The 19,068-nt window shown below is 68.1% G+C and carries 19 protein-coding genes; 15 read left to right on the top strand and 4 right to left on the bottom strand.

The annotated features are described in order from the left end of the window. Nucleotides 1-137 precede the first annotated feature (137 nt). Nucleotides 138-1,148 (bottom strand): EF-P beta-lysylation protein EpmB, encoded by a 1,011-nt coding sequence (gene epmB / locus BMZ38_RS01280; RefSeq protein WP_091333180.1) that lies wholly within the window; start codon nucleotides 1,146-1,148, stop codon nucleotides 138-140. Between the two features lie 88 nt (nucleotides 1,149-1,236). Here epmB and efp point away from each other — a divergent pair, with 88 nt between their 5' ends. From efp to folE2, 7 genes are all read left to right on the top strand, one after another. Continuing rightward, nucleotides 1,237-1,806, top strand: coding sequence for an elongation factor P (gene efp / locus BMZ38_RS01275; RefSeq protein ID WP_091333178.1), 570 nt, complete (start codon nucleotides 1,237-1,239; stop codon nucleotides 1,804-1,806). Nucleotides 1,807-1,883: 77 nt separating this feature from the next. Further along, nucleotides 1,884-3,215 carry a TRZ/ATZ family hydrolase gene (locus tag BMZ38_RS01270; RefSeq protein WP_091333176.1) on the top strand — a complete coding sequence of 444 codons (1,332 nt, stop codon included), beginning with the start codon at nucleotides 1,884-1,886 and terminating at the stop codon, nucleotides 3,213-3,215. A 9-nt stretch (nucleotides 3,216-3,224) separates the two neighbouring features. Continuing rightward, nucleotides 3,225-3,479: a YciI family protein gene (locus BMZ38_RS01265; RefSeq protein WP_091333174.1), complete on the top strand. Its 255-nt coding sequence runs from the start codon at nucleotides 3,225-3,227 to the stop codon at nucleotides 3,477-3,479. Between the two features lie 54 nt (nucleotides 3,480-3,533). After that, entirely contained in the window at nucleotides 3,534-4,247 is a 714-nt protein-coding gene (gene ubiG / locus BMZ38_RS01260) for a bifunctional 2-polyprenyl-6-hydroxyphenol methylase/3-demethylubiquinol 3-O-methyltransferase UbiG (RefSeq protein WP_091333172.1), read from the top strand. Next, nucleotides 4,244-4,924, top strand: coding sequence for a phosphoglycolate phosphatase (gph, locus tag BMZ38_RS01255; RefSeq protein ID WP_091333169.1), 681 nt, complete (start codon nucleotides 4,244-4,246; stop codon nucleotides 4,922-4,924). Before ubiG ends, gph begins: the two co-directional genes overlap by 4 nt. Continuing rightward, complete coding sequence (locus BMZ38_RS01250) at nucleotides 4,924-5,775, top strand: squalene/phytoene synthase family protein (RefSeq protein ID WP_091333166.1); 852 nt, start codon at nucleotides 4,924-4,926, stop codon at nucleotides 5,773-5,775. The genes gph and BMZ38_RS01250 overlap by 1 nt, the downstream gene beginning before the upstream one ends. A 124-nt stretch (nucleotides 5,776-5,899) precedes the next feature. Next, complete coding sequence (gene folE2 / locus BMZ38_RS01245; protein WP_091333164.1) at nucleotides 5,900-6,847, top strand: GTP cyclohydrolase FolE2; 948 nt, start codon at nucleotides 5,900-5,902, stop codon at nucleotides 6,845-6,847. 160 nt (nucleotides 6,848-7,007) lie between these two features. Here the strand turns inward: folE2 and yidD are convergent, their stop codons facing one another. After that, entirely contained in the window at nucleotides 7,008-7,271 is a 264-nt protein-coding gene (gene yidD, locus BMZ38_RS01240; RefSeq protein WP_091334285.1) for a membrane protein insertion efficiency factor YidD, read from the bottom strand. Between the two features lie 123 nt (nucleotides 7,272-7,394). Between yidD and dksA the strand changes: the two genes are divergently transcribed. Further along, on the top strand, nucleotides 7,395-8,651 hold the full coding sequence (gene dksA, locus BMZ38_RS18160; RefSeq protein ID WP_246807279.1) for an RNA polymerase-binding protein DksA: 1,257 nt from the start codon (nucleotides 7,395-7,397) through the stop codon (nucleotides 8,649-8,651). 158 nt (nucleotides 8,652-8,809) lie between these two features. Here the strand turns inward: dksA and BMZ38_RS01225 are convergent, their stop codons facing one another. Next, on the bottom strand, nucleotides 8,810-9,238 hold the full coding sequence (locus BMZ38_RS01225; protein ID WP_091333159.1) for a SufE family protein: 429 nt from the start codon (nucleotides 9,236-9,238) through the stop codon (nucleotides 8,810-8,812). A 55-nt stretch (nucleotides 9,239-9,293) separates the two neighbouring features. Beyond that, nucleotides 9,294-10,661 (bottom strand): cysteine--tRNA ligase, encoded by a 1,368-nt coding sequence (gene cysS / locus BMZ38_RS01220; protein WP_091333156.1) that lies wholly within the window; start codon nucleotides 10,659-10,661, stop codon nucleotides 9,294-9,296. A gap of 249 nt (nucleotides 10,662-10,910) precedes the next feature. Between cysS and BMZ38_RS01215 the strand changes: the two genes are divergently transcribed. The 7 genes from BMZ38_RS01215 to argH all read left to right on the top strand — a co-directional run bounded on the left by BMZ38_RS01215 (nucleotide 10,911) and on the right by argH (nucleotide 19,031). Beyond that, nucleotides 10,911-11,447: a glycine zipper 2TM domain-containing protein gene (locus BMZ38_RS01215; protein ID WP_091333154.1), complete on the top strand. Its 537-nt coding sequence runs from the start codon at nucleotides 10,911-10,913 to the stop codon at nucleotides 11,445-11,447. Nucleotides 11,448-11,850: 403 nt separating this feature from the next. Further along, complete coding sequence (locus BMZ38_RS01210; RefSeq protein WP_091333152.1) at nucleotides 11,851-12,855, top strand: N-acetylornithine carbamoyltransferase; 1,005 nt, start codon at nucleotides 11,851-11,853, stop codon at nucleotides 12,853-12,855. A gap of 25 nt (nucleotides 12,856-12,880) precedes the next feature. Next, nucleotides 12,881-14,086: an argininosuccinate synthase gene (locus BMZ38_RS01205; protein ID WP_091333149.1), complete on the top strand. Its 1,206-nt coding sequence runs from the start codon at nucleotides 12,881-12,883 to the stop codon at nucleotides 14,084-14,086. Nucleotides 14,087-14,108: 22 nt separating this feature from the next. After that, the gene (locus tag BMZ38_RS01200) at nucleotides 14,109-15,209 is read left to right on the top strand and encodes an acetylornithine deacetylase (RefSeq protein WP_091333147.1); all 1,101 of its coding nucleotides are present in this window, start codon (nucleotides 14,109-14,111) and stop codon (nucleotides 15,207-15,209) included. Between the two features lie 166 nt (nucleotides 15,210-15,375). Beyond that, a complete protein-coding gene (locus BMZ38_RS01195; protein ID WP_091333144.1) occupies nucleotides 15,376-16,719 on the top strand; it encodes an acetylglutamate kinase in 1,344 nt (447 codons plus the stop codon). Nucleotides 16,720-16,739: 20 nt separating this feature from the next. Further along, nucleotides 16,740-17,708: an N-acetyl-gamma-glutamyl-phosphate reductase gene (gene argC / locus BMZ38_RS01190; protein WP_091333141.1), complete on the top strand. Its 969-nt coding sequence runs from the start codon at nucleotides 16,740-16,742 to the stop codon at nucleotides 17,706-17,708. A 27-nt stretch (nucleotides 17,709-17,735) separates the two neighbouring features. Beyond that, entirely contained in the window at nucleotides 17,736-19,031 is a 1,296-nt protein-coding gene (argH, locus tag BMZ38_RS01185) for an argininosuccinate lyase (RefSeq protein WP_091333138.1), read from the top strand. The last annotated feature ends 37 nt before the right edge of the window (nucleotides 19,032-19,068 follow it).

Below are 19,068 nucleotides of genomic sequence, written 5' to 3'. Positions count from 1 at the left end.
GGCCGTTCATCCCCGTTCACGGTTTGTAGCGGATTCGCCGGAAGAGCGCCAGCGGCAGGACGAACAACGGCAACGTCCGCCTCGTCTTCGCCGGGCCGGAGATGGGAGATCTGTTCCGGCACGACCGGGCCATGGGACTACAGCGGACGCTTGGACGCGTCCCCGGCGACCTCGCGCACCAGCCGTGGCACCAGGTAGCCGGGCAGGCGGCCGCGCATCCCTTCGACCAGCGCAAGCGCCCGCGCATCGTCCACCTCGAAATGCGCCGCGCCCTGCACGCGGTCGAGCTGGTGCAGGTAGTAGGGCAGTACGCCTGTGGCGAACAAGCGTTCGGACAGCGCGGCCAGCGTGGCCGTGTCGTCATTGATCCCGCGCAGCAGCACCGACTGGTTGAGCAGGGTGGCGCCGGCCTGGCGCAGTGCCGCGCAGGCGGCGTCCACGGCCGGGTTGAACTCGTTGGCGTGGTTGGCATGCAGCACGACAACCTTCTGCAGCGGCAACGCGTCGAACCAGGCCAGGAAGGCTGCGTCGACCCGCTCGGGCAGCACCACCGGCAGGCGGGTGTGGATCCGCAAGCGGGTCACGTGCGGCAGTTCGGCCAGCCCCCGGCCAAGCTCTTCGAGCTTGGAGTTGGAGAGCGCCAGCGGATCGCCGCCGGACAGGATCAACTCGCTGATGGTCGGATCGGACTGCAGGTGGGCCAGCGCCTGCCGCCACTGTCCGGCGGCGGCGATCCCATCGCCGTAAGGGAAGTGCCGGCGGAAGCAATAACGGCAGTTGACCGCGCAACTGCCGCTGGCGATCAGCAGCGCGCGGCCCTGGTACTTGTGCAGCACGCCCCGGGCCTCGAGCGAGGCCAGGTCACCTACCGCGTCGGCGCCGAAACCCGGCACCCGATCCAGCTCGGCCAGTTGCGGCAGCACCTGCAGCAGCAACGGGTCGCGCGGATCGCCCGGGCGCATCCGCGCGACGAAACCGCGCGGCACCCGCAACGCGAAACCGGCATCGCCCGGAGGCAGCCGGTCGGAGAGGTGCGCGAGCCCCAGGACCTGCAGCAGCTCGCCGGCGTCGGTGATGGCATCGCGCCACAGCTCGCGCCAGTCGGGCGCGGCCGGCGATAGGCGGGCGGCGGGGCTTGCGGTTATCATGGTCGGCCTTGAGGCGGGCTTTGGGCCCGTGCAAACCCCTATTTTAGCCGCCGGAACCGGCGGTGTTTACCTCTGGAGCAGAAAGCGCATGGCGACCGCCGGTCTCAACGACGTCAAGAAGGGTATGAAGATCCTTCACAACAACGATCCGTGGGTCATCACCGACGCCGACTTCATCAAGCCCGGCAAGGGCCAGGCGTTCACCCGCATCTTCATCCGCAACCTGAAGACGGGCCGCACCACCGAGCAGACCATGAAGTCGTCCGACTCCTTCGAGGTCGCCGACGTCACCGACACCGACATGCAGTTCCTCTACTCCGACGGCGAGTTCTGGCACTTCATGCAGCAGGAAACCTTCGAGCAGCACCAGGCCAGCAAGGCCGGCGTGGGCGATGCGGCGAAGTGGCTCAAGGGCGAGGAAGAATGCGTGGTGACGCTGTTCAACGGCGAGATCATCACCGTGCAGCCGCCGAACTTCGTCGAGCTGAAGATCACCGAGACGGATCCGGGCGTCCGCGGCGACACCTCCGGCGGCGGTGGCAAGCCGGCCACGCTGGAAACCGGAGCCGTGGTGCGCGTGCCGCTGTTCGTGGGCACCGACGAGATAATCAAGGTCGACACCCGTACCGGCGAATACGTCAGCCGCGTCGGCAAGTAAGCGCCCGCAGCAGCAAACCCGACGGCACGGCAGCGCAGGCGCCGTGCCGTTTTCGTTCCCCGCCAGACGAGGCCGCAATGACTCCAGCCGCCACCGAGATCGACCTGCTCATCGAAGCCCGCTGGGTGGTTCCGGTCGAGCCGCACGCCGTCGTGCTGGACAACCATGCGGTCGCGGTCGACGGCGGCCAGATCAGGGCGATCCTGCCGATCGCCCAGGCACGCGGCACTTACGCGCCGCGCGAGCGGGTGGAACTGCTCGAACACGCGTTGATCCCCGGCCTGGTCAACAGCCACACGCACAACCCGATGACGCTGCTGCGCGGGCTGGCCGACGACCTGCCGCTGATGGCCTGGTTGCAGCAACACATCTGGCCGGCAGAAGCCAAGGTGATCGGGCCGGAGTTCGTGCGCGACGGCGTCGAACTGGCGGTGGCCGAGATGTTGCGCGGCGGCACCACCTGCGCCAACGAGAACTACTTCTTTCCCGACGTGATCGGGGCGACCTACCGGCGCCTGGGCTTCCGCGCCGTGGTTGGCCTGCCCGTGATCGAATTTCCGACCGCCTGGGCCAAGAGCCAGGACGAGTACTTCGAGCGCGCCGGCGAAGTGCATGACAGCTTCCGCGGCGACGGCCTGGTCGGCACGGCGTTCGCGCCGCACGCGCCGTACACCGTGTCCGACCAGAGCTTCGAGCGCATCCGCGTGCTGGCCGACCAGCTCGACATCCCGGTCCACCTGCACCTGCACGAGACCGCGACCGAGGTCGAGGAAGAAAGGAAGAAGTCCGGCCTGCGTCCGTTCCAGCGCCTGCAGAAGCTGGGCCTGGTCAACGACCGGCTGATCGCCGTGCACATGACGCAGCTGACCGAAGGCGAGATCGCCGCCTGCGCCGAAGCGGGCGTGTCGGTGGTGCATTGCCCCGAGTCCAACCTCAAGCTGGCCTCCGGATTCTGCCCGGCCGAGAAGCTGCGCCGCGCCGGCGTCAACCTGGCCATCGGCACCGACGGCTGCGCGTCGAACAACGACCTGGACATGATCGGCGAACTGCGTACTGCCGCGCTGCTGGCCAAGGCGGTGGCCGCCGATGCGGCCGCGTTCGAAGCAGCCTATGCCCTTCGCGCGGCCACGCTCAACGGCGCCAGGGCGATGGGCCTGGAAAGCCGCATCGGTTCGATCGAGCCGGGCAAGCAGGCCGACCTCGCCGCCGTGCGGCTGAGCGACATCGAGACACAGCCGCTGTTCCATGTCGCCTCGCAGCTCGCCTACGCGGCCGGCCGGCACCAGGTCACCGACGTGTGGATTGCCGGTCGCCGCAAGCTGGCCGCGCGCGAGCTGGTAGACATCGATCCGGCGGCGATCCTGGCCAAGGCGCACGCCTGGCGCGAGCGCATCGCCGCGTTCTCCTGAGAGGTACGCATGAATCTGTATCTGGTCATGGTGATGCGTCGTCCGCAGTTCGATCCTGCCGTGGTGCCGGCACACCAGCGCTTCCTCGACGAACTGCGTGCAGAGGGCCGCGTGGAGCGCTCCGGCCCGTTCGGCGACAAGTCGGGCGGCGCCTACCTGCTGCGCGCGACGGACCTGGTCGAGGCGCATGCCGTCGCCCACCGCGATCCAGCCCATGTAAGCGGCGGCTGGGACGTGACAGTGTACGAATGGCAGGCGCGCTAGCCTCGCGCGCGAGCCCTACCCGGGCGTAGCGAAGTGAAGTCGAAGGACACCCCGATGACCGAAACAACCACCGCCAACGTCAGTCCCGACGAAATCGCCCGCTTCGACAAGCTGGCTGCCCGCTGGTGGGATCCAGACGGCGAATCGCGCCCACTGCACGACCTCAATCCGGTGCGCGCAGCCTACGTCGCCGCACGCGTGGACCTGCCGCGCGCCAAGGTCGCCGACGTCGGCTGCGGCGGCGGTCTGCTCAGCGAAGCGCTGGCGCGCGAGGGCGCGCAGGTCACCGGCATCGACCTGGGCGAGAAGGTGATCGAGGTGGCCAAGCTGCACCTGTTCGAGTCGGAGCTGAAGGTCGACTACCGAGTGCAGTCCTCGGCCGCGCTGGCAGCCAGCGAACCATCCAGCTTCGACGCGGTGTGCTGCATGGAACTGATCGAGCACGTTCCCGACCCGGTCGCGCTGGTCCGTGACCTGGCCGGGCTGCTCAAACCGGGCGCCCGCCTGTTCATGTCCACGCTCAATCGCACGCCTGCCGCCTTCGGCGCGGCGATCCTCGGCGCCGAGTACGTGATGCGCCTGCTGCCGCGCGGCACCCACCACTACGCGCAGTTCCTCAAGCCCTCAGAGCTCGGCCGACTGTTGCGCCACGCGGGGCTGGAACTGGAGGATGTCTCGGGCCTGGCCTACAACCCGCTCACCCGCAAGGCCTCGTTGAGCCGCATCACGGCGGTCAACTACCTGTTGTCCGCGCGCAAGCCGGCATGAAGCCGTTGCCGCTCACCCTCGAAGGCGTGCTGTTCGACCTCGACGGCACCTTGCTCGACAGCGCGCCGGATCTCTATGCCGCGCTCAAACGCCAGTGCGAAGAGGAGGGCGCGCCGGTGCCGCCCTATGCGCCAGTGCGCGAAGTGGTCTCGCGCGGCGCGCGCGCGGTATTGCGCTGCGCCTTCGGCCAGCTGGGCGAACCCGCGGTCGAGGCGCGGGTGGATCGCTATCTCGAACTGTACGGAGCGGTGATGGGCCAGGCCACGCGTCCCTTCGAGGGAATCGAGCCCATGCTGGACCAGCTCGAGGCCGCCGGCGTGCGCTGGGGTATCGTCACCAACAAGGCAGGCTTCCTGACGGACGAGCTGTTGCGGCGGATCGGATGGGCTGGCCGCGCGTCGGCGGTCGTCAGCGGCGACACCCTGCCCGTGAAAAAGCCCGATCCGGCGCCGGTGCGCCTGGCCTGTGAGCGCGCCGGCATCGACCCGATCCGCAGCCTGTTCGTCGGCGACGATCGGCGCGACGTGATGGCCGGCGCGGCGGCCGGGCTGTACACCGTGGCGGTGGCATGGGGCTATCTGGACGGTGGCGACCCGCACGAATGGAACGCCGACGCCGTGCTCGACACGCCCGATCAGTTCGCCCGGTGGCTGCGCCGCGGCCAGGCGGTGGCGTGATGGACGCCGGCCACGACGCGCTGCAGAGCTATGTCGACAAATGGCTGGCCGCACAGCCGGCACAGCGCGTCGCGCTCGCGTTCGTCGAACCGTCGCGCCACGCCGGGCATATCGCGCTGGCGGCGCTGGAACAGGAACTCCTCGCTGCAGCCTACGGCATCCGCGAACCGCACGTGGCCGCCACCAAGCTCAACTGGTGGGCGGAAGAACTGGCTGGCGCCGCCGAGAGCGGCGGTCGCCATCCGTTGACCCGGGTGCTGTTCGACGACGAGCGGGCCAGCCGCATCGGCGGTGAGCGCTGGCTCGCACCGGTGCTGGCGGCGATGGCGCAACTGGAAGAGGGCACCGCCGCCGACTTTGCCGCCCAACTGGCGGCGGTCTCGCAGTTGCATGGTGCGCTGGCTGCGCTGGAGACCGCCTGGTGGTTCGGCAATGCCGCCTCATCCGAGCGCGCCGCCCGGCTCGCCACGCTGGGGCACCTGCTGCACGCGCTACGCCGCCTGGATGACGATGCCGAGCGCGACCGGCTGCCGCTGCCGATGGCCTCGCTGGCGCGTCACGGCCTGAGCCGCGACCAGTTGCGTCGCCCCGGCGCCGCGCGCAATGCCGCCGTGCGCGAGCAACTGGGCGAAATCGCCGCGGCCTGGCGCTCAGCGGCCCGGTTGCCCGGCCCGCTGAGCGTGTTCCGTGCCATCGAGTCCCGCGAGGGGGAACGGCTGACCCAACGCGCCGCGGGCGCCGCCGAGCCGTTGCAAGCGCTGCAGCAGCGTGCGCGTCCGGCCGGCGGGCTGGCGACGACGCTGGCGGCCTGGCAGGCCGCGCGCCGCTGGCGACGTGCGGGCGCTGCCTGATCAAACCGGGGGCAGGGGTGGCGGGCACTCAACACAGTGTTTCCGCATCGTGGCTGTTGCCCCCGCGTCCGCTGCCCCAAAATAGAGAGCCGCGCGGCGCCGCCGCCTGCCGCTAGGACTTCCCATGCACAGCCACGAAAACACCGCCCGCCTGCTGCCCGATGTCGCCGTCCAGGCGCAGCCGCACCTTGCCGGCGCGTTGGACTGGGTGGGCATGGACGGCATCGAGGTGCCGGTGCGTTTCGACGCCGGCGACGGCAGCATCGAGCGCGCCAGCGCGCAGGTGGGAGCCTTCGTCAACCTGACCCGGCCGGACAAGCGCGGCATCCACATGTCGCGGCTCTACCTGCTGGTCGACAGGCATCTCAGCGCCAATCCGCTGGATGCGGCGACCATCGAAGCGCTGCTGCGGGCGTTTCTGGAGTCGCACCACGACCTGTCCGATCGCGCCCGCCTCAGTATCCGCTTCGACCATCTGGTCCGCAGGTCTGCGCTGCGCAGCGCCAACAGCGGCTGGCGCGCCTATCCGGTGTCGATCGAGGCCAGTCTCGGCGCGGACGGCTTCCAACTGGAGCTGGGCACCGAAGTGGTCTATTCCTCGACCTGTCCGGCCTCCGCCGCGTTGTCGCGCCAGCTCATCCAGGAACAGTTCGCGCGCGATTTCGACGCTGGCAAGCCGGTCGACCATGCCGCCGTAATGGCATGGCTGGGCAGCGAGCAGGGCATTGTCGCCACGCCGCATGCGCAGCGCAGCGTGGCGCGGCTGCTGGTGCGCCTGGCCGATGGCGTGGGTTTCAACCTGATCTCCACCCTGGATCGCGTCGAAGGGGCGCTCGGTACGCCGGTGCAGACCGCGGTCAAGCGCGAAGACGAGCAAGCCTTCGCGCTGGCCAATGGCGGCAATCTGATGTTTTGCGAAGATGCAGCGCGGCGCATCCAGAAGGCGCTCGACGCCGATCCGCGCATCGCCGATTTCCACGTGCGGCTGGAACATCAGGAAAGCCTGCATCCGCACGACGCGGTCGCCTACGCCAGCAAGGGCGTGCCGGGCGGCTATGGCTCCGCGGGCTAGGGGCTTTGCCGTCCTCGCGAACAGCTTATTGCCTTCCCTTTGCCAATGTACGCGGCTCCCGCTCGCTTCCTCCTGGTGCGGGATCGAATGTCAGCGGTGCTTCGGCGCCGCAGGTTTAATCTGTCCAGGCCTGGCGGGGATCACTGACCGTTTCGCCGGTTCATCGCTGGGGTCGGGATTCGCCTCGGGGGCGACAGTGGGTGAAATGGAAATGCTCCGGCACGGGGTCCGTGCCGCCGGTACACAGCGGCTGGCAGCGCATGATGCGCCACAGCGTGAGCGTGCCTCCGCGTACGGGACCGAAGCGCACAATGGCAATCCGTGCATAATCGGAACAGCTGGGGTGGAAGCGGCAACGCTGACCCAGCAGGGGGCTCAGCAAGCGTTTGTACAAGCCGAGCAGGAGGAGCAGGAATCGGGTCACTTTGTTCACGCAGCCCAAACGGCTCGCGGCATGTAGTGCCTCCAAGTATTCCAGATGCCTGTTGCTGGTGTAAGGCGCATGGGCTATAACACCCGGCCGCCACGGCCAAAACGGTGAAGGGAAATGGCGAAAACGACGCGTAGTTCGACCGCCGCCAAGGCGCAGAAAGGGAAGCCTGCGGGCAAGGCGAAAGAAGCCAAGGCCGCCAAGCCCAAGGTCGCCGCCAGCAGCGCCCGGGCCGCCAAGAGCGCCGCCTCCAAGAAGGCCGCGCCCGCACGCAAGCCGGCAGCCAAGCAAGTGGCGGTGAAGAAATCGGTTGCGCGCAAGCCGGTTGCCGGCAAGACGGCCGCGAAGCCCGCGGCCAAGTCCGTGGCAAAGAAGGCCCCCGCCAAAAAGGCGCCTGCCGCGAAGAAGCCTGCCAGCAAGACCGTCGCCCGCAAGCCGGCTCCGGCAGTGAAGAAGACTGCGCCGGCCGGCAAGCCGGCCAAGTCCCCGTCCAGGCCTGCGGCGAAAAATCCGACCAGGCCCGCGGGCAAACCGGCTCCGAAAAAGGCGGCGCCGGCCAAGCAGGCCAACAAGGCAGCGCCGAAGCCGGCTGCGCCCGCGAAGGCCGGCAAGGCTGCGACCAAGGCCGTCACGAAGGTGCCGTACAAGATCGTCGAGAAGGCCGCTGCAGGAAGATCCGCGCCGGCCAAGCCTGTCAAAGCCGCCGCCAGCGCACCGGCGCCGCTCAAGCAGGCCGCGCCGGTCGTCGCCAAGCAAACATCTCCATCACCCGCCGTTGCGCCCATGAAGGGCAAAGTGGCGAGTGCCGTCGCGATGGTGTCCCCGCGCGTGGCCACGGCCACCGCACGCCATACCCCACTCAAGAAGCAGAAGACCCCGCAGTCCTCAATGAATAATTCCGCTACAACTCTCGACAATGGCGTGACCCGCGAGGATGGCCGTTACGCCCTGCCTTCCACCATCAACATCGACCTGCCGCCGGGCTACCGTCCCTCGAACGACGAGGAGTACATGAACCCCAGGCACCTGGCCTACTTCCGCAACAAGTTGCGCGACTGGCGCGACCAGTTGGTGGAAGAGTCGCGCCAGACGATGGAAAACCTGCGCGACGAAGTGCGCGACGTCGGCGACGAGGCCGAGCGCGCCACCCGCGAGACCGAGAACTCGCTGGAATTGCGCACGCGCGACCGCTATCGCAAGCTGATCTCCAAGATCGACAAGGCCATGCGCCGGATCGAGGAAGGCCGCTACGGGTATTGCGAGGAGACCGACGAGGAGATCGGCCTGGAGCGCCTGGACGCCCGCCCGATCGCCACGCTGTCGCTCGATGCGCAGGAGCGCCGCGAGCATCTGCAGAAGCAGATGGGCGACTGATCGCGCGCCGACGGAAAAGAGACGAAGCCCCGCCTTCGCGCGGGGCTTTGTTTTTGGTTGGAAAGGCGGCTACCGTCTGCGCGCAGGAGAATGGTGCATCAGTGGCGTCGGCCCAGCGAACTCCGTCCAGCTTGCCATGCAGGCAGCGAAGGGGCGGGTCAGGCCAGCGCCTGCGCCGCATATCCCTTGAGCTTGGCCAGCATCGCAGCCAACCCGTTGGAGCGCGTCGGCGAAAGATGCTTAGCCAGGCCGATCGACTGCACAAACTCCGGTTCGGTGGCGACGATCTCGGCGGCGGGCCGACCCGAGTAGACCCGCAGCACCAGCGCGATCAGGCCAGAAACGATGGCCGAGTCGCTGGTGGCGGCAAAATGCATCTTCGCCGCGTCGCCGCTGGGCACCAGCCATACCATCGACTGGCAGCCGTGCACGCGGTGCTCCTCGGTCTTGCATTCTTCCGGGAAGGGCGGCAGTTGCCTGCCCAGGTCGATTAGGTATTGATAGCGTTCGGACCAGTCGCCGAAGAAGGCGAACTCCTCGGCGATGTCCTGTTGCGCCTGCTCGGCGCTGGGGGATGCGGTATTCATGCGGGCATTATCGCGCGTACGGCAAATCGCGGGCTGAAGCGCGCCCCAGCCAGGCTCAACTCTTCTGGATGCTCCAGCGCGTGCCCTGCGCGCCGTCCTCGATCACCACGCCCATCGCCGACAGCTCGTTGCGAATCGCGTCAGCCCGGGCGAAGTCGCGGGCGGCGCGGGCGGTGCGGCGCTCTTCCAGCAGGGCCTCGATGCGCGCCGCATCGACCGCGTCGTCGCCGCGCCTGAACCAGGCCTCCGGATCCTGCTGCAGCAGGCCGAGCAGGGCGCCGCCGCCGAGCAGCGCGGCCTTGGCCCCGGCCTGGCCGGACTGGCGCGCCGCGTCGGCCAGCAGCGCAAGTTCGGCCAGCGCCTGGGGCGTGTTGAGATCGTCGCACAGCGCCGCCTCGACCCGCGGCGGCACCGGCAGCTCGCCCTCCACTGGCACGTGCGCCAGGTCGCGCAACACGCGATACCATCCGTCCAGCGTGCTCACCGCCTGCGCCAATGCGGCATCCGACCAATCCAGCGGCTGCCGGTAGTGGCCGCGCAGTAGCAGCAGGCGCAGCGCTTCGGGCGGATGGCGCTTGAGCAACTCGTGCACCAGCAGCACGTTGCCCAGCGACTTGGACATCTTGCGTCCGTCGAAGGTGAGCATGCCGTTGTGCAACCACCAACGGGCGAACACCTGGCCACCATGCGCGCAGGTGGATTGGGCGATTTCGTTCTCGTGGTGCGGGAAGGTGAGGTCGACCCCGCCAGCGTGGATATCGATCGTGTTGCCCAGGTGCGCCGCGCTCATTGCCGAGCACTCGATGTGCCAGCCGGGCCGGCCGCGGCCCCACGGACTGTCCCAGCCGGGCAGCTCGGGTGTGGAGGGCTTCCACAGCACGAAGTCGGTCGGGTTCTTCTTGTACGGCGCTACCTCGATGCGTGCGCCGGCGATCAGCTCGTCGGTATCGCGCCCGGAAAGTTGCCCGTATGCAGGGTACGTGCCCACGTCGAACAGCACGTGGCCCTCGGCCGCGTAGGCATGGCCGCCGGCGATCAGTGCCCCGATCATGGCGATGATCTCGCCGATGTGCGCGGTGGCATGCGGTTCAACGTCCGGCGGGGCGATGCCCAGGGCGGCCATGTCATCGCGATAGGCGTGCGTGAAGCGCCCCGTGATCACGCCGATCTCCACGCCCTGTCCGCGCGCCGCGGCGTTGATCTTGTCGTCCACGTCGGTGATGTTGCGTGCATAGACCACGCGCGGGTAGTGCCGCCGCAACAGCCGTACCAGCACATCGAACACCACCGGGCCGCGCGCGTTGCCGATATGCACGTAGTTGTAGACGGTCGGACCGCACAGGTACATGGTCACCCGCTCCGGATCGAGCGGCACGAAGGTGTCGGTGCGGCGGGTCAGGCTGTTGTAGAGCGAAATCGACATCGGATCGCCTGTGGCGCGGCCAAGCCGCGCATCTTAACAGGCACCATGCGCTCCCTCTCCCTTCCGGGGGTTGGGGCGAGGCTCGCGGTACTCGCAAATGAGCGGCCTTCCTCCAGGGGGAACCCGACAATCCCCTGAACAGACCCAGCGCCGCCGGTCGTCCTCCGGACGCTCTAAGCGTTGATTCAGCGTGAATTTGTTGCAATGACAACCGCGCAGAAGCGCTTTTCGGACCATGCTGGAGGTCCCATGAACAAGATGTTGCTCCCCGCCCTGGCGTTGCTCCTCGCGGCCGGTGGCGTGCATGCGCAGGACGGGCGTTACGCCGATGGCGACGATGCCAACACCCACTACGGCTGGGCCGACGTGTTGCGCGTCGATCCGGTGTACGGCGTGGCCCGCACCGAGGTGCCCCAGCAGGAGTGCTACGACGAACCGGTGGTGCGTCGCGAAGGTGGCGGCAACACCACGGCCGGCACGGTGCTGGGTGCGGTGATCGGCGGCGTGCTCGGCAACACCGTCGGCAAGGGCGATGGCCGCAAGGCAGCTACCGTTGCCGGCGCAGTGGCCGGCGGCGCGGTCGGCCATGGCGTGGCGCGCCGCGGCGAGCGCGAGTACGACGACACGGTGACCCGCTGCCGCCAGGTCAGCTCGGTGAGCGAGCAGCGCCGCCTGATGGGCTACGACGTGGAGTACCGCTATCACGGGGACGTCTACGTCTCGCGCCTGAACTACGATCCGGGTGAGCGCCTGCGGGTGCGGGTGAGCGTCGCCCCCGCCGAATGACCGCAACGACGGCCGCCTCCGGGCGGCGGTTTCGTTTTGGACGTCCGTTCGTATGGACGTCCAAAAATAGTTGTTGCGTCGCCAAACGATTGCCGGCATGATGCCGGCTCCCTATCCGGAAACCCCATGTCCGCAGCCGTCTACACCGCTACCGTGCTCACCAGCGCCCGTATGGCCGCTGGCATGACCTCGCGTGCGCGCCGACCGCTGGTCCGACATCCGGCCGGGTAGGCTGTCGCTGCACGCGCCTCAGGCGCAACGACGAAAAAACCCGGCCACCGCGCCGGGTTTTTTGCTTTTGGAACCCGTCACGAACGCCGGAGCGGTTCACATGTGCGCAAGATCATCTGCGCAAAGCACAAGCGGCATCCATAGCCGCACTCCCCAAAGGAGCTTCCAACGCATGGCCCCACGACACTTCCTCACCACCCAGGACTACAGCCGCGCCGAGATCGACGCCTTGCTGGAACAGGCCGCCGCTTTCAAGCGTTCGCCGCGAGGCCAGCAACTGGCCGGCAAGTCCATCGCGCTGCTGTTCTTCAACCCTTCGATGCGCACACGCACCAGCTTTGAGCTGGGCGCCTTCCACCTCGGCGGCCACGCGATCGTGCTGGCGCCGGGCAAGGACGCATGGCCGATCGAGTTCGAGGTCGGCACCGTGATGGACGGGGAGGCGGAAGAACACATCGCCGAGGTGGCGCGGGTGCTCAGCCGCTACGTCGACCTGATCGCCGTGCGCGCCTTTCCGAAGTTCCAGGACTGGTCGGTCGATCGCGAGGATCGCGTCATCAAGGCGTTTGCCCGCTACGCGACCGTGCCGGTGATCAACATGGAGACGATCACCCATCCCTGCCAGGAGCTGGCGCATGCGCTGGCACTCAAGGAGCACCTGGGCGACCTGCAGAACCGGAAGTACGTATTGACCTGGACCTACCACCCCAAGCCGCTCAACACGGCGGTGGCCAATTCGGCGCTGCTGATCGCCACCAAGCTGGGCATGGACGTGACCCTGCTGTGCCCGACGCCCGAGTACGTGCTCGACGAGCGCTACATGGAAGCCGGGCGGCAGAACGCCAAGGCCAACGGCGGCTCGCTGAGGGTCAGCCACGACATCGAGGAGGCCTACGCCGGCGCCCACGTCGTGTACGCCAAGAGCTGGGGCGCGCTGCCGTACTTCGGCCGCTGGGAACAGGAAAAGCCCATTCGCGAAGCACATCGGCATTTCATGGTTGACGAGGCCAAGATGGCGCTCACTGACCACGGCCTGTTCAGCCATTGCCTGCCGTTGCGCCGCAACGTCAAGGCGACCGACGCCGTGATGGATGCGCCGTACTGCATCGCCATCGATGAAGCCGAGAACCGCCTGCATGTGCAGAAGGCCGTGATGGCCTCGCTGCTCGCCTCCTGACGCCGCCCCCCGAACGAGACAACCCATGAGCCAGCAAGACATCGTCCTCGCCTTTTCCGGTGGCCTCGACACCAGCTTCTGCGTGCCCTACCTCAAAGAGCAGGGCTGGGACGTGCACACCGTGTTCGCCGACACCGGGGGCGTGGACGACGAGGAACGTGCCTTCATCGAGCACCGCGCCAGGGAACTGGGTGTTGCCAGCCATCTCACCGTCGACGGTGGTCCGGCGATCTGGAATGGCTTCGTCAAGCCGTTCGTGTGGGCGGGTGAGGCTTACCAGGGGCAGTATCCGCTACTGGTGTCCGACCGCTACCTGATCGTCGAGGCGGCGCTCAAGCGTTGCGCCGAGCTCGGCACGAACGCCATCGCGCACGGCTGCACCGGCATGGGCAACGATCAAGTGCGCTTCGACCTGGCGGTGAAGGCACTGGGCGACTACCGCATCGTCGCGCCGATCCGGGAAATCCAGAAGCAGCACACGCAGACACGCGCCTACGAGCAGAAGTACCTGGAGGAGCGCGGTTTCGGCGTGCGCGCCAAGCAGCAGGCCTACACCATCAACGAGAACCTGCTGGGCGTGACCATGTCCGGCGGCGAAATCGACAGGTGGCAGGCGCCGGGAGAGGGCGCCCGCGGCTGGTGCAGGCCGCGCAACGAATGGCCGTCCGAACCGCTGGCGGTGAAGATCGGCTTCGAGCGCGGCGAGGCGGTGAGCCTGGATGGCGAACGCCTGCCGGGGCATCGGCTGCTGGCGAAGCTCAACGCGCTGTTCGCCCGTTACGGCGTGGGCCGCGGCATGTACACCGGCGATACCACGATCGGGCTGAAGGGCCGCATCGTGTTCGAGGCGCCCGGCCTCGTCGCATTGCTTGCCGCGCACCGCGCGCTGGAGGAGTCAGTGCTGTCCAAGCAGCAGAACCGCTTCAAGCCGGAGGTGGCGCGCAAGTGGGTGGAGGTGGTCTACGAGGGCTTCTTCCACGATCCGCTGAAGACCGACCTGGAAGCCTTCCTGGCCTCCAGCCAGGCCACCGTCAGTGGCGTCGTGACGTTGCAGACGCATGGTGGCACCGTCGATGCGGTGGCAATCGAATCGCCCCGCATCCTCAACGCCAAGGGCGCCACCTACGCGCAGTCCGCCGACTGGGGCGTCGAGGAAGCCGAAGGCTTCATCAAGCTGTTCGGCATGAGTTCGACGCTGTGGGCAGAAGTGAACCGGGGCGCCAAGGAATGAACGCAGCTGGCCGGAGCCCGCGATGAACGCCTTGCTGGATGCCACGCTGGAACACCTGCGCGCGCTGGTCGCCTTCGACACGCGCAACCCGCCGCGGGTGATCGGCACCGACGGCATCTTCGACTACCTGCGCGCCCAATTGCCGGGTTTCCAGTTAACGGTGACCGACTACGGCGACGGCGCAGTGAGCCTGCATGCCGTGCGCGGCCAGCCACGGCTGCTGTTCAACGTGCACGTGGACACCGTGCCCGACTCGCCGGCCTGGAGCGCCGATCCGCACGTCCTGCGCGTGAGCGGCGACAGGGCGATCGGCCTGGGTGCCTGCGACATCAAGGGCGCCGCCGCGGCATTGCTGGCGGTGGCGCAGGCGACCGAGGGTCCGCTGGCGCTGCTGTTCTCCTCAGACGAGGAGGCCAACGACGCGCGCTGCATCGCCGGCTTTGTCGTCGGTGCACCTTCCTACGACGCCGTGATCGTGGCCGAACCCACCCGTGGCGAGGCGGTGCTGGCGCACCGCGGCATCCAGTCGGTGCTGATGCGCTTCGCCGGCCACGCCGGCCATGCATCCGGCGAGCAGCGCCCCGCGGACAGCGCACTGCACCAGGCTATGCGCTGGGGTACGACGGCGCTGGATTTCGTCGCCGCGCAGTCGCACGAGCGTTTCGGCGGGCTGACCGGCCTGCGCTTCAACATCGGCCGGGTGGAAGGTGGCATCAAGGCCAACGTGATCGCGCCGGCAGCCGAAGTGCGCTTCGGCTTCCGGCCGCTGCCGACGATGGACCCCGATGGCCTGCTGGCGTGTTTCCGCCGCCTGGGCGAGGTTCGGCCGGCGCACTTCGAGGAAACCTTCCGAGGTGCCTCGTTGCCGGCGGGCGACACCGCCACGGCGGAGGCGCGGCGCCTCGCCTCGCGCGACCTGGCCGACGAACTCGAACTGCCGGTCGGCAACGCCGTGGACTTCTGGACCGAAGCCGCGCTTTTTTCCGCTGCCGGCTACACGGCCTTCGTCTACGGTCCGGGCGACATCGCCCAGGCGCACAGTGCAGACGAATGGGTCGCGCTCGAGCAACTGCAGCACTACGCGAACAACCTCTACCGGATCGCCAGCCGTGGAAACGCATGAGGAAGTCTGTGGTCGCGGCTCGAATGATTCGCGTTGCGAGGCAACCCTTCGGGCAGGGGCTGTTTGCCCACAGGGCCTGCGTCATCGCTCGGTCATGTATCGATATACATTTCCTCTCCCTTCCTTGCCCTGCCGGCAAACAGTCGCTGCGCGAACCATCTGAGCCATGACCATAGACTCCAAGACCCGCCAGACCATCGTGCGCCTGCTCTCGGCGATGGGCAGCGCGAAGGAAATCCAGCAGTATCTCAAGCGCTTCTCGCAGGTCGACGCCAAGCGCTTCGCCGTGGTCAAGGTCGGCGGAGCGGTGCTGCGCGACGACCTGCCGGCGCTGGCCTCGTCGCTGACCTTCCTGCAGCAGGTGGGACTCACCCCGATCGTGCTGCACGGCGCCGGGCCGCAGCTGGACCAGGAACTGGCGGCTGCCGGCATTGCCAAGCAGACCATCGGCGGCCTGCGCGTGACCACCCCGCAGGCGCTTGGCATCGTGCGCCGCGTTTTCCAGCAGCAGAACCTGCGCCTGGTCGACGCGTTGCATGCGATGGACACGCGCGCCGTGTCGGTGGCAGCGGGCGTCTTTACGTCCGAATACCTCGACCGTGACGCCCTTGGCATGGTCGGCAAGGTCACCGGCATCGAGCTCGCGCCGATCGAGGCGGCGCTGCGCGCCAATGCGATTCCGGTGATCGCCAGCCTGGGCGAGACTGCCGAAGGCCAGCTGCTCAACATCAATGCGGACGTGGCAGCCAACGAGCTGGTACGCGTGCTGCAGCCGTACAAGATCGTTTTCCTCACCGGTACCGGCGGGCTGCTCGACGCGCAAGGGCAGGTGATCGACTCGATCAACCTTTCCACGGAATACGCGCACCTGATGGCGCAGCCTTGGATCGATGGCGGCATGCGGCTCAAGCTCGAGCAGATCGCCGACCTGCTGGCCGACCTGCCGCTGACCTCGTCGATCTCGATCACGCGGCCGGCCGAGCTGGCCAAGGAGCTGTTCACCCACAAGGGCTCCGGCACGCTGGTGCGGCGTGGCGAGAAAGTGCTGACGTTCGATTCCTGGGACGGGGTAGACCCGCGCCGCATGCGTGATCTGATCGAGTCGAGCTTCGGCCGCAAGCTGGTACCGGACTACTTCGAACGCACGCGGCCCCACCGCATCTACGTGAGCGAGAACTACCGCGCCGCGATGATCCTGACGCAGGAGGAGGGCGTGGCCTACCTGGACAAGTTCGCCGTGCTCGACGAGGCGCAGGGCGAAGGCCTGGGGCGCGCCGTGTGGCTGGTGATGCGCGAGGAGCATCCTCGGCTGTTCTGGCGCTCGCGCCACGGCAACAACATCAATCCGTTCTACGACGCCGAATGCGATGGCTCGCTCAAGCAGCCGCGCTGGAAGGTGTACTGGTACGGCATCGACGACTTCGGCCTGATCGAACGCTGCGTGGCGCATTGCGCGCGGCGGGTGCCCACGCTGGTCGACGCATCCCCCTTGAAAGACAATGCAGCTTGAGGGCCGGGCACATGGCTGAGATGGACAGGAAAACCGTTGGCATCGTCGGCGCGCGCGGGCATACCGGCGCCGAGTTGATCCGCCTGATCGCAGATCATCCTGCGCTGGAGCTGGCCTATGTTTCCTCGCGCGAACTGGACGGCCAGCGCGTGGACGCCCATGTGGCCGAATACGCCGGCGAGCTTCGCTACAGCGCTCCTGCGCACGAGGATCTGCCGGCGCTGGGCGCCGACGTGGTGATCCTGGCCCTGCCCAACGGCAAGGCCGGTGCCTGCGTGGAGGCCTTCGGCAAGGCCGGCGCGAACCCGCTGATCGTCGACCTGTCGGCCGACTACCGCTTCGACGAACGCTGGTACTACGGCCTGCCGGAACTGACCCGCGAACGCTGGCGAGGCCAGCGGCGAATCAGCAATCCGGGCTGCTACGCCACGGCGATCCAGCTGGCGGTTGCCCCGTTGAAGGACCTGCTCGCCGCACCGCCGGTGTGCTTCGGCGTGTCGGGCTACTCGGGCGCTGGCACCACGCCTTCGGACAAGAACGACCCGGAAAAGCTGCGCGACAACCTCATGCCCTATGCGCTCACCGGCCACATGCACGAGCGCGAAACCTCGGCGCACCTGGGCGTGCCGGTCGAGTTCATGCCGCACGTCGCGCCGCACTTCCGTGGCCTGACCGTCACCTGCAACCTCTACCTTGCGCGCGCGATGAAGCGCGATGAGGTCATGGCACGCTTCCACCATGCCTATGGCACCGAGCCGCTGGTGCGCGTGGTCGAGGAAGCGCCGTGGGTGAGCCGCATCGCCGGGCGGCATCACGCGGAGGTCGGCGGCTTTGCCATGTCTCTGGACGGGCGCCGTGTAGTGGTGGTCGCGACGCTGGACAACCTGCTCAAGGGCGCCGCGACGCAGGCCATGCAAAACATCAACCGCGCGCTGGGTCTGCCGGAAGCGACGGCGATCCCGCAGCAAAGCCCGCCCGTTCACGCGTAACGCCAGCCGCGTTCAAGGACACCACCCATGACCGATCTCCTGTGGCAGAAGCCCGACGTGCAGGTGGACGCGCGCATCATGCGTTTCCTCGCCGGCAACGACGTGCTGCTCGACCGCGAGTTCTTCCTGCACGACATCACCGCCAGCAAGGCGCACGTGGAGGGCCTCGCGCGCATCGGCATCGTGGCGGCAGGCGAAGCCGCCTCGCTGGCGCGCGAGCTCGATGCGTTGGCGGAGGACTTCCGCTCCGGCACCTTCGTGCTGGACGAGCGCTACGAAGATGGCCACTCGGCCATCGAGGCCCGGCTCACCGAGCGCCTCGGCGACGCGGGCCGGCGCGTGCACACCGGGCGCAGCCGCAACGACCAGATCCTGGTCGCCACACGGCTGTGGCTGAAGGAAAAGCTCTCTGCGCTGGCGACGCACTGCCGCGCCATTGCGGCCGCGTGCCTCGATCGCGCGGCGCAACCGGCCCTTCCGCTGCCCGGCTATACGCACCTGCAGCGCGCGGTGGTGTCCTCCACCGCCATGTGGTTCGCCGGTTTCGCCGAGGGCTTCATCGACGACGCGCTGCGCGCGCAGCAGACCCTCGCCTGGATCGATGCCAACCCGCTGGGCACCGCGGCCGGCTACGGCGTGAACCTGCCGCTCGATCGCGCGCATACCACCCAGGCGCTCGGCTTCTCGCGCATGCAGGCGTCGCCGATCTACGCCCAGCTCTCGCGCGGCAAGTTCGAGCTGGCCGCGCTGGAAGCACTGGCCAGCGCATTGCTGGACTTGCGCCGGATGGCCTGGGACCTGTCCCTGTTCACTACCGCCGAATTCGGCTTCGTCAGCCTGCCGCCGGAGTACACCACCGGCAGTTCGATCATGCCCAACAAGCGCAACCCGGATGTGGTGGAACTGTTGCGCGCCAGCTATGCGACCGTGGCGGCGGCGCGTTGCGAGATCGAGCAGCTGTTGTCGCTGCCCTCGGGGTACCAGCGCGACCTGCAATTTTCCAAGGGCTCGATGTTCCACGGCATGACGCACGGCCTGGCCGCGCTGGAACTGGTCCCCGACCTGATCGGCCGCCTGCGCTGGAACGAGCCGGCCATGCGCGCGGCGATCGAGCCGGCCATGTACGCCACCGACGTGGCGATCGAGCAGGCGGCGCAGGGTGTGCCCTTCCGCGATGCCTATCGCGCTGCGGCTGCCGCCGCTGCCGCGGCAGGCGAGGGACGCACGCCGGAGCGCAGCCTGGCCGAGCGTGTCTCGCCAGGCGGCGGCGCAGATTTGCGGCTGGCCGAACTGGCCGCGCGCCTGCGCGCTCTGCCAGACTGAACCGGCCATTCAGCCCGTTTGAGGGTCGTTTCACGGC

It is taken from the genome of Frateuria terrea (assembly GCF_900115705.1).
Classification (GTDB): Bacteria; Pseudomonadota; Gammaproteobacteria; order Xanthomonadales; family Rhodanobacteraceae; genus Frateuria_A; species Frateuria_A terrea.
This window is presented reverse-complemented; position numbering and strand designations above follow the sequence as displayed.